This window comes from Endozoicomonas acroporae (assembly GCF_002864045.1).
In the GTDB taxonomy this organism is placed as follows: domain Bacteria; phylum Pseudomonadota; class Gammaproteobacteria; order Pseudomonadales; family Endozoicomonadaceae; genus Endozoicomonas; species Endozoicomonas acroporae.
In genome coordinates, this window is the sequence record NZ_PJPV01000019.1 from 1 (window position 1) to 10,408 (window position 10,408).

The following is a 10,408-nucleotide window of genomic DNA, read 5'->3' on the forward strand; positions in this document are numbered from 1 at the left end:
GCTGTTTTCAAGGGCTGATGGGTTTTCGGACAAGCACTATTTAAAGGTTTTTCTGCATCAGACATAAAAAGAGCCTTCTGTTAGCCATCCTAAGCTAGCAGAAGACTCAGTTTTTACCAAACTATAATGTGATTTACCAAACTATAATGTTACTTACTAAACTTTAATGTCCTCCGACAACATCTGTAAATTCACAAAAAAGTATCATACTTTCAGCCATATAACCTATTGATTTTATGCAGGCAAAAATCGTGTTGATGAAGAAAGTATCATACTAAAATACCTAACTAGGCTTGTTTTCCACCATAAGCCAGACAAAAAAGTATCATACTTTTATTTAACATACTGAAATTTAACATTTTTATTTCTCACCAGCATGACAAGATTTTTTCCTGCTTATCTTCGAAAAGTCTTCCAACCCTGTAAGAGTAAACTGAGTGGAGTAACCGACAATAGCCCATACCGGTTTTGGCGGTGATGTTGCCAAGAACACCTCAATAGTAGCGATATTTCTTGTCCCAGATGATGCACCGTAAGCGTCCAAGCAGGGGGCAGACTCCCCCTACTTGTCGAGATCGGCTTTTAATGGATTGGCCCCGAATTTCTCTTTCCAGAGTCGCGGTATCAGTTCCCTGATATCACGGGCCGGGTGGAGGCTGATGCGTTGGAGAACATCAACCAGGTATTTGTAGGGATCGATGCCCGCCAGCTGGCAGCTGGTGATCAGCGTCTGGAACACGGCAACATTGTCTGCGCCTTCTTCCGTCCAGCAGAACATCCAGTTCTTTCTTCCCATCGGGATGCAACGAAGGCCACGTTCAAGATGATTGGTGTCTATCGCTACCGTTGGATCGTTCAGGTAAACCTGAAGCTCTTTTCCCGCTTGTGAACATAGCCCAGTGCCTTGCTCAGAGGGTTGCTGGGAACCAGGTCAAGCCGTCTCAGCTGCTCCCGGTTCCACTCAAAGAACTGGTCAACCAGGGGTTTGGCTTTTTGTTGGCGATAATCACGCAGCGCGTCGCCTTCCAACCCCTGACGACGGATGTCATCTTCAACCTTGTACAGTGCGCCGATCTGTTTCAGGGCTTCTTTGGTCGCTTCGGGTTCCGCTTTTTCTGACTTGACGAAATAACGTCGGCTGTGTGTCCAGCACTCGGCATGAGTGATCTTTGGGTATTTCGAGCAAAGGCTAGCGTAGCCGGGGTAGCCATCTGTGAGTAATACCCCTTCAAATTCTTTCAGGTAAGGCTCAACCACATCACAGGAGCGGCTGTCGGAGTAGATAAAGGCTATTTCTTCGTGGTCGCCATAAAAGCACCAGAAGTAGCCTTTTTTCATTTTACCCTTACATTTCAGCCCAGCTTTTGAGGGTGTTTCATCCAGTGCCAGGGTGTGACTTTCAAGGCAGCTATTCAGTACTTCATGGGCGACAGGTTGTAACAACTGGCCAGCACGCTGCTCCAGATTGGTCAGCGTGCCACGACTGACGGTGATACCGCTGGCTTCCAGTCTCTGATGTTGACGGTAAAGCGGCAGGTGGTAGCGGTATTTCTCAACCAGCAGGCCAGCTATAAAGCTCACATCGGCAAAGCTGCGGTCAAACAGGCCGGAGGGGGCTGCCGCCGTGCTCAGGGTTTGGTCTGCCTTGTGGCGAACGACGTCCCTCTGGTATTTCAGAATAACGTAACTGCCCGGTCGCTGCGCCAGACGATGGGTATATTTATGATCAATGATTTCATACTGGTCGGCGTCTTCACCCTGCATTTCAGGAGCCGGAATATGAATCAGCTCAACAGGTACACCTTCCGTAAAGCGTAATCCCTGATCGGTAACACAGTCATCCGGCCTGTGCTTCTTTCTGCGCTCATAGGTGATGGTTTCTGTTTCCGGAACTTCTGGAGACTCAATGTTCTTGAGTATCTCCCCGAGAGCCAGCTGGTCCGGGTTTTCTATCAGTCTCTTTTCCGATTTTTCACCGAACAGCTGTTGTTTAAACCAGGCCAGCTGATGTTTGAGGGACTCGTTTTCCTGCTTCAGGTGTTCGTTCGCAGATTTGTGTTCCTGCAACAGCACCTGCAACTGCTTGAGCAGCTGCAGGTGAGAGGGTTGATTGGCAGGAACAGGAAGATTCATAGCCCTTGAATGTAGCTGCTATTCAGAGGTTGTGCTGTTCGATGTATCAGGTTTTACATAACGTTTGTGATAGCGGATAGAACGGGTATCAATACCGTCAATGATCAGCTTCAGGTCGGTCAATGCCAGCAGTTGTTTAACCGCCTGACCGGCGTGGGAGTGAAACTGACCCTGCTCCAGTCGTTTACTCCAGATGCAGTAACCGCTACGTTCAAAGTACAGCACCTTGCACTGGTTTCGGCGACGATTGATAAAGACGAACAACTGCCCACTCAACGGGTCTTCCTCAAGGGTATTTTTCACCAGAGCAACCAGGCCGTTGTATGACTTCCTCATATCGGTGGGGCGGTTATAAAGCCAGACCCGCACCTGTGATTCAGGAAAAAACATGATCAACGCCGCATACGCAGGGTTACACCACCGGGTAATTCGAGTTCAATTTCCCATGGAGGCAGGTCTGATGGTGTGTTGTGAAAATCAGTTTTAAATTCGAACCAGTCAGGGTCTGGTTGTGCTGGTTGATCAGGCCTTTCGGTTGCCTGCCTTAGTTTGCGCTTCCACAATGTGAAGGTTGACAGGCAGATATTGCGCGAAAGGCAAAAGGCTTTCTGGCTGATGCCGCTTTCCCGCTGTTGATCGATGAGGCCTTGCCACTGTTCAGAAGTGCGGCGGTTTGGTTGTTCCTGATTCACGGCTCGCTCCTGTTTTTGAAACAGGGGTTAGCGTGGCAGACAGATGATGGGTTTTGAAGACGTCCTTAAATAAGCGCTTACGTTGTGTTGCCAACGGTGGATTGGGTCAGCCGGTTGAGCCCATCGTAACCGAAGGTGTCCGTGAGCGTTGTGCTGGTGCTCTTGTCGACGCGCCCGGAGAGGTTACCGATGCTATCCCACTGGTAGTTGAGGTCCTGTACATAGATACCCGCTGCACCCACGGTCTGGCGTTCCAGGAAGCCGGTTTTCGGGGTGTAGTATTTGGTTTGTTGCAGGCCACCGATGGTTTGCACCGTCGCATTACCACGGGCATCCAGGGTGTTGACCCGGTACCATTCACGGTTACTGGTCAGGTCACGGATGGCTTCCATGTAGCCGTGTTCGTTATAAAGGTAGCGGATACCACTGCTGACAAACACCGGGGATCAATCCGTCTTGAAGAAGCAAAAAGGCTTAAAATGGCAGCATAAAGGCAAGAAAAAGGGTAGAAATCGCAGTTTTTACCCCAAAACAGGCTAAATTCAGGTCAATATTTGATCAGCCAAGAAAATACTGAAGCTTTCGTTTTTTCAATAGCTAATTCTCGGACAGCCTCCTAGGTTGACAAACACCGGGATTCCCACGCTTAACGTGGGAAAATGACCAAAGTCAAAAGCCTAAAAAAATGTACTCAACCTGTTATATCAGAATCTCTAAAAAAAACCAGAGCCCCACCTCTAATAATTAGTGGAGATAAGATTAACAAATACAACCCTCCATATATCAAATGAAATTTCTGAACTTTATCAACTAAAAGCAAAGGAAATATCATCTGAGATATAGCATAAGTCAAACTACAGATGATAATGATCCAACCAACTGCTTTCTTTCCCTTATCCTGTACGCAAGTTATTCCATAACAAACAGTCAGGACGAATAACAACGCGAAAACGATACCATCAGATAATCGACCTCCAGACAAAAATAGCCGGAAAGCATCAAGTAAAATAATTGCAAGCACAATAAAATACAGCAATTCCAGCACTCTCTTCATCCTTACCCCCCACTTTGCATTCGTCGATTATATAAGTCACAGGCTGCCTGACAGAGCAATTTTGCATCATTGAAATGAGTAATACTCTTTCCTGCATTTATAACTCTTCTTAATCCAGGCATTACCCTACCAATTTTCCCAGCAGACTCGTCAAATTTTTCTAGGTGCCCAAGCACATCAGAATAGCTGCTAAGGTGCTTGCCAGCTGGGCTCAAAAATTCGTCCGGAACCTCCCCTCCAATGAAAATACTGGCTGAGCACACGTATACTGACAAGGTTGAGCACTGAGGCATCTGTGCCGATGCTCCATAAAGCTGTTCCTGCAACCATCCCTCATAACTTTGCTTAATTCCATCTGATCGAGTAATAACCCTTGTTGTATGGGTATTCAATGTATCTTCAGAAAAGCCTTTTAGCGCCTTTCTTTCAGCATTAAACAAATGCGCCATAGCCGCAGTTCTCGCACCATTAGCAAACTTACCACCTGTCAACGCTGACGTTGTTCCACCAATCAGAGATGCAACGGATGTACGTTTAGCAACACCAGCCCACTTATCATCGTTCGCCGCCCAGGTTATATTGCTTGTCGCAAACTTGGTAAACCCAGCCGAGATAAACCCATGACCAAACTTACCCCCCTGTAGCTCTGATATCACACCGCCTGTTATGGCGTGGGTGCCTATATGGGCAACACCTCCCTGCCGCGTCCAGAAAGTTGCGTTACTACCTGTCTGACTAAACTGCTGTCCAATACTCTGAAATGCCCAGGCCGATGCACCCGCTATCGCGGCTGATTTAAACGCCTGCCCCGAACTGGCTCCCATTGCTCGACCGAATTCATAGTTCCAGGCCGCTACACCTATTGGCCCACCTAAATAGCCGAAAACAATACTTCCAACCATATTTGTCAATTCAGGCCCAAACACTTTAGCAACTGTTCTTATGACACTTCGTACAATTTTTTTAGCTTTCTTTTTTATCCATTTAAAGAAATACCCACTTGGGTCCACCGCATTCAACGGATTGTTCAGCACATAGTAAGCGTTCAAGCAGGGAGCAGACTCCCCCTACTTGTCGAGATCGGCTTTTAATGGATTGGCCCCGAATTTCTCATTCCAGAGTCGCGGTATCAATTCCCTGATATCACGGGCCGGGTGGAGGCTGATGCGTTGGAGAACATCAACCAGGTATTTGTAGGGATCGATGCCTGCCAGCTGGCAGCTGGTGATCAGCGTCTGGAACACGGCAACATTGTCTGCGTCTGCGCCTTCTTCCGTCCAGCAGAACATCCAGTTCTTTCTACCCATCGGGATGCAACGAAGGCCACGTTCAAGATGATTGGTGTCTATCGCTACCGTTGGATCGTTCAGGTATACCTGAAGCTCTTTTTCCCGCTTGTGAACATAGCCCAGTGCCTTGCTCAGAGGGTTGCTGGGAACCAGGTCAAGCCGTCTCAGCTGCTCCCGGTTCCACTCAAAGAACTGGTCAACCAGGGGTTTGGCTTTTTGTTGGCGATAATCACGCAGTGCGTCGCCTTCCAGCCCCTGACGACGGATGTCATCTTCAACCTTGTACAGTGCGCCGATCTGTTTCAGGGCTTCTTTGGTCGCTTCGGGTTCCGCTTTTTCTGACTTGACGAAATAACGTCGGCTGTGTGTCCAGCACTCGGCATGAGTGATCTTTGGGTATTTAGAGCAAAGGCTAGCGTAGCCGGGGTAGCCATCCGTGAGTAATACCCCTTCAAATTCTTTCAGGTAAGGTTCAACCACATCACAAGAACGGCTGTCGGAGTAGATAAAGGCTATTTCTTCGTGGTCGCCATAAAAGCACCAGAAGTAGCCTTTTTTCATTTTACCCTTGCATTTCAGCCCAGCTTTCGACGGTGTTTCATCCAGTGCCAGGGTGTGACTTTCAAGGCAGCTGTTCAGTACTTCATGGGCGACAGGTTGTAACAACTGGCCAGCACGCTGCTCCAGATTGGTCAGCGTGCCACGACTGACGGTGACACCGCTGGCTTCCAGTCTCTGGTGTTGACGATAAAGCGGCAGGTGGTAGCGGTATTTCTCAACCAGCAGACCAGCTATAAAGCTCACATCAGCAAAGCTGCGGTCAAACAGGCCACTGGGGGCTGCCGCCGTGCTCAGGGTTTGATCTGCCTTGTGGCGAACGACGTCCCTCTGGTATTTCAGAATAACGTAACTGCCCGGACGCTGCGCCAGGCGATGGGTATATTTATGGTCAATGATTTCATACTGGTCGGCGTCTTCACCCTGCATTTCAGGAGCTGGAATATGAATCAGCTCAACAGGTACACCTTCCGTGAAGCGCAATCCCTGATCGGTAACACAGTCATCCGGCCTGTGCTTCTTTCTGCGCTCATAGGTGATGATTTCTGTTTCCGGAACCTCTGGATGCTCAATGTCCTTGAGGATCTCCCCGAGAGCCAGCTGGTCCGGGTTTTCTATCAGTCTCTTTTCCGATTTTTCACCGAACAGCTGTTGTTTAAACCAGGCCAGCTGATGTTTGAGGGACTCGTTTTCCTGCTTAAGGTGTTTATTCGCGGATATGTGCTCCTGCAACAGCGCCTGCGACTGCTGGAGCAGCTGCAGGTGACAGGGTTGATTGACAGGGACAGGTAGATTCATAGCCTTTGAATGTAGCTGCTACTCAGAGGTTTTGCTGTTTGATGTATCAGGTTTTACATAACGTTTGTGATAGCGGATAGAACGGGTATCAATACCGTCAATGATCAGCTTCAGGTCGGTCAATGCCAGCAGCTGTTTAACCGCCTGACCGGCGTGGGAGTGAAACTGACCCTGCTCCAGTCGTTTACTCCAAATGCAGTAACCGCTACGTTCAAAGTACAGTACCTTGCACTGGTTTCGACGACGATTGATAAAGACGAACAACTGCCCACTCAACGGGTCTTCCTCGAGGGTATTTTTCACCAGGGCGACCAGGCCGTTGTATGACTTCCTCATATCGGTGGGGCGGTTATAAAGCCAGACCCGTACCTGTGATTCAGGAAAAAACATGATCAACGCCGCATACGCAGGGTTACACCACCGGGTAATTCGAGTTCAATTTCCCATGGAGGCAGGTCTGATGGTGTGTTGTGAAAATCAGTTTTAAATTCGAACCAGTCAGGGTCTGGTTGTGCTGGTTGATCAGGGCTTTCGGTTGCCTGCCTTAGTTTGCGCTTCCACAATGTGAAGGTTGACAGGCAGATATTGCGCGAAAGGCAAAAGGCTTTCTGGCTGATGCCGCTTTCCCGCTGTTGATCGATGAGGCCTTGCCACTGTTCAGAAGTGCGGCGGTTTGGTTGTTTTTGATTCACGGCTCGCTCCTGTTTTTGAAACAGGGGTTAGCGTGGCAGACAGATGATGGGTTTTGAAGACGTCCTTAAATAAGCGCTTACAGCACATAACTGTAACGGTTAAAACTCTGGGTATTGCCCACGGCCTGAATAAATGGGTCCGCCTGCCGGAAGCGGCCCAGTTTGGCATCATACACCCGGCCATTCATGTGGATCAGGCCCACTTCATCCATGAGAATTATTCTTACTGGGAAAGTGGGCAAGGTTGACTATTGTCACAGATCTCACTTGATCGGCGAATGATGGCTCGTATTTCAACACGAATTCGGTCAGATGAGGCTGTTAAGACGAGAAGAAAGGGTTCCCACACAAAGCGTGGGAACCAGATTATAGTTTATCCAACTATCACCCCAGTGAGGCAAGTTACGAGTAATAGTGGGAAATAGATACACGCTACAAAAATAATAAACCTCTTTAGTTCATAAAAGTATTTCTGTGCCGTTTCATCCGTCAACTGAAAATCTAGTTTTCCAGCTGAAAGTATATGAAATTGCACGATATTCCATAATTTTAGAAACCCTCCCTCGTACTCAATATATTTTGAGAGCCTGGATGATAGAATCGTCCCTACAATTGCGTATACAAGCGCCACAAAAAAAGTAAATATTATAAGAAATTTAGTCACCATCTTTTTAATCCTGTTCCACCATCAGCGCCCACTGAGCCGGGGTATCTCATATTTAAATCAAGACTCCAAGCAGATTTTTCATTTAAAGCAGAGTGACTGAGAGTCAGTCCCACAGGGCCCAAAGCCCCTGATAGATAATTAAAAGTTGTAAGCGAGCCCTCCTCAAAAGTCGCCCCTAAACTAAATATATTATAATCAGAGCCACCACCACCTCCACCTCTCAAACCAAAACCTGATAAAACGGTGTAAGAAGCGCCGTATTTATTAGACACTGCTACCGATCCTCCTATACAAGGCCCGGCACATACCTTTCCATCTGCTGCCAAACTAAATGAGTCTTTTACCCAGTTTGACACAGCACTATGTAAGGACTTAACTTTTTGATCCCAATAAACAAGCTCCCTTGCCAACATATTCTTGGCTATATTCGCACCTTCAGCATTAAACAAATGCGCCATAGCTGCAGTACGGGCTCCATTGCCAAACTTGCCTCCAGTCAGTTCGGAAACAGTCCCCCCAATAAATGCTGCTACAGCGGTCCTTCCTGCAACAGCTGAAGCGTTATGATTATTGTCAATAAAACCTACCGAACCCATAGCAAACTTGGTAACTCCAGCCGAAATAAAACCATGACCAAACTTACCACCTTGCAGTTCTGATATTACTCCGCCTGCCAAGGCATGACTTCCTGCCCAGGCCAACTGGGTTGAAAAACCAATATCAGAGAACTTTAAAACTCCCCCTTTACTAAAGTGATTCCCGATACTCTGAAACGCCCAGACCGATGCGCCTGCTATTGCCGCTGACTTAAACGCCTGCCCCGAACTGGCTCCCATTGCTCGACCGAATTCATAGTTCCAGGTTGCAACACACGCTGGTGCTGCTGGGCCACAGGCGATACCAGCAACAATATTTCCTACCATATTGGTGACTTCCGGCCCAAAGACTTTGGTAACCGCTCGTATCACTCTACGGGTTATTTTTTTAAACGCTCTCTTAATAGCCTTGAAGAAATACCCACTTGGGTCCACCGCATTCAACGGATTGTTCAGCACATAACTGTAACGGTTAAAACTCTGGGTATTGCCCAGGGCCTGAATAAATGGATCCGCCTGCAGGAAGCGACCCAGCTTGGCATCATACACCCGGCCATTCATGTGGATCAGGCCCACTTCATCCAGCTGTTCGTGTCCGGTAAAACCTCGTGTCGTGTACTGGGTGTTGAACAGGCTGAGCTGTTCTTCCAGCAACACCTGCCAGTTTGTAGGGTCTCTCCGCAGACCGAATGGGTCAAAGCTCTGGCGCTGCAATACCATCATGCTGTTGCCGTTCATAATGGTATGGACACTGCCCAAGTGATCCTTGAACAGCAGTTGCACACTGCTGATGGTGATGCTGCCCGCTCTTGTGGTCTTGGTATCAATCACCACGCCGTTGATGTAGCGTTTGACTTCACGGTTTCCGCTGGGACGGGTGATAAATTCTACATTGCCCACATAGCGGGTCACTGTCGTGTCCCTGTTTTTATCGGTGTCCACCCCTGCGATTGATGTCGTACTGGAATTCCGTGGTATGCCCGTTTTGCTGAATCCGCACCGGTTTGTCAAAGGTGCTGTATTCCAGGGTCCGGCCATCGCCAGAGATCATGTTACCGTTGGCATCGTACTGATAGCTGATGTCACCAATACTGGTGTGAGTCACCGCATGGATGCCTGCACCATTCTGGCCATACGTGTAGGTGCCGACACCGGTTTTTGAGGTGATGTTTCCCAGTCCATCGTAGGCATAACGTTCCGTCCGCTCTCCCACCATGGAGTGGGTCAGCCGGTTCAGGCCATCGTAATCAAAGGTTTCCACCAGGGCTGTGCTGGTACTGTTGTCGGTTCGTTGTTCCAGGTTACCAACAAAAGCCATGGTGAGAGGATAGACGACTGACCGAAATTATCCTGCTTCCAGCACTTTTTGAGAAATTACCTCAGGTATACATATTTCTGATTGTTAAAGATCAATTGTCACCCAGTGTGGGCGGTCAAAATATTAAACGGGGTTAAGTCATGCACGATGCAAGCCCCCCGGAGTTCTGCCCTTTATCCTTTGAAGATCACCGGAAGTAAAAATATCGCAGCCACTACAGGGTATTGGAGTAGTAAATAACACCTAGCCCTATTCAATAGAGTTTTTACGTATGTTTCTACATCGGATTTCATATATGACTTTGTCAAAAGGCATAAGAAAAATTTAATGTCCTTTAGTAGCACATAACTTGTAAGTTTACTTTCCTCAAGAACTGTAAGCCTAAGTAGTTTTCTTTGATCTTCATCAATGCTTGATATGTATGTAAGGCTCTTTATGTATTTGAATAATAACCATCCCTGAATAGCAATCATACAAAGAAATATAGTATCGATCATTACAAATCTCCTTTAACGCCAGTCTGGAAATTAAATCCAGCCGCAGTACCTATGGATGTGCCTAAACTCCAATCTTGCAGCAATTCCCGATGAATCCTGGAGCTCCACCGCCAC

The 10,408-nt window shown here is 47.8% G+C and carries 12 protein-coding genes and 1 pseudogene; all 13 read right to left on the reverse strand.

Features of this window, described 5'->3' with window-relative positions; translation table 11 throughout:
• Positions 1-562 precede the first annotated feature (562 nt).
• The 13 genes and pseudogenes from CX664_RS26925 to CX664_RS03515 all read right to left on the reverse strand — a co-directional run bounded on the left by CX664_RS26925 (position 563) and on the right by CX664_RS03515 (position 9,797).
• Complete coding sequence (locus tag CX664_RS26925; RefSeq protein ID WP_219622120.1) at positions 563-778, reverse strand: transposase domain-containing protein; 216 nt, start codon at positions 776-778, stop codon at positions 563-565.
• A gap of 30 nt (positions 779-808) precedes the next feature.
• Positions 809-2,133 (reverse strand): annotated as a pseudogene (gene tnpC, locus CX664_RS03455) (IS66 family transposase); the annotation flags it as partial.
• 18 nt (positions 2,134-2,151) lie between these two features.
• Positions 2,152-2,523: an IS66 family insertion sequence element accessory protein TnpB gene (gene tnpB, locus CX664_RS03460; protein WP_101745387.1), complete on the reverse strand. Its 372-nt coding sequence runs from the start codon at positions 2,521-2,523 to the stop codon at positions 2,152-2,154.
• Positions 2,524-2,525: 2 nt separating this feature from the next.
• On the reverse strand, positions 2,526-2,825 hold the full coding sequence (gene tnpA / locus CX664_RS03465; RefSeq protein WP_101745388.1) for an IS66 family insertion sequence element accessory protein TnpA: 300 nt from the start codon (positions 2,823-2,825) through the stop codon (positions 2,526-2,528).
• Positions 2,826-2,902: 77 nt separating this feature from the next.
• Positions 2,903-3,265 (reverse strand): hypothetical protein, encoded by a 363-nt coding sequence (locus CX664_RS03470; RefSeq protein ID WP_101745389.1) that lies wholly within the window; start codon positions 3,263-3,265, stop codon positions 2,903-2,905.
• A gap of 251 nt (positions 3,266-3,516) precedes the next feature.
• On the reverse strand, positions 3,517-3,870 hold the full coding sequence (locus tag CX664_RS03475) for a hypothetical protein (RefSeq protein WP_180966361.1): 354 nt from the start codon (positions 3,868-3,870) through the stop codon (positions 3,517-3,519).
• Between the two features lie 11 nt (positions 3,871-3,881).
• Positions 3,882-4,928 (reverse strand): RHS repeat-associated core domain-containing protein, encoded by a 1,047-nt coding sequence (locus tag CX664_RS03480; RefSeq protein ID WP_145999794.1) that lies wholly within the window; start codon positions 4,926-4,928, stop codon positions 3,882-3,884.
• 18 nt (positions 4,929-4,946) lie between these two features.
• A complete protein-coding gene (gene tnpC, locus CX664_RS03485) occupies positions 4,947-6,524 on the reverse strand; it encodes an IS66 family transposase (RefSeq protein WP_219622122.1) in 1,578 nt (525 codons plus the stop codon).
• A gap of 18 nt (positions 6,525-6,542) precedes the next feature.
• Complete coding sequence (gene tnpB, locus CX664_RS03490; RefSeq protein ID WP_101745392.1) at positions 6,543-6,914, reverse strand: IS66 family insertion sequence element accessory protein TnpB; 372 nt, start codon at positions 6,912-6,914, stop codon at positions 6,543-6,545.
• A gap of 2 nt (positions 6,915-6,916) precedes the next feature.
• The gene (gene tnpA / locus CX664_RS03495; protein WP_101745393.1) at positions 6,917-7,216 is read right to left on the reverse strand and encodes an IS66 family insertion sequence element accessory protein TnpA; all 300 of its coding nucleotides are present in this window, start codon (positions 7,214-7,216) and stop codon (positions 6,917-6,919) included.
• 77 nt (positions 7,217-7,293) lie between these two features.
• Entirely contained in the window at positions 7,294-7,428 is a 135-nt protein-coding gene (locus CX664_RS03500; protein ID WP_101745394.1) for an RHS repeat-associated core domain-containing protein, read from the reverse strand.
• Positions 7,429-7,876: 448 nt separating this feature from the next.
• Entirely contained in the window at positions 7,877-9,391 is a 1,515-nt protein-coding gene (locus tag CX664_RS03510) for an RHS repeat domain-containing protein (protein ID WP_180966362.1), read from the reverse strand.
• Positions 9,392-9,407: 16 nt separating this feature from the next.
• Positions 9,408-9,797 (reverse strand): hypothetical protein, encoded by a 390-nt coding sequence (locus CX664_RS03515; RefSeq protein ID WP_101745397.1) that lies wholly within the window; start codon positions 9,795-9,797, stop codon positions 9,408-9,410.
• Positions 9,798-10,408: the final 611 nt, after the last annotated feature.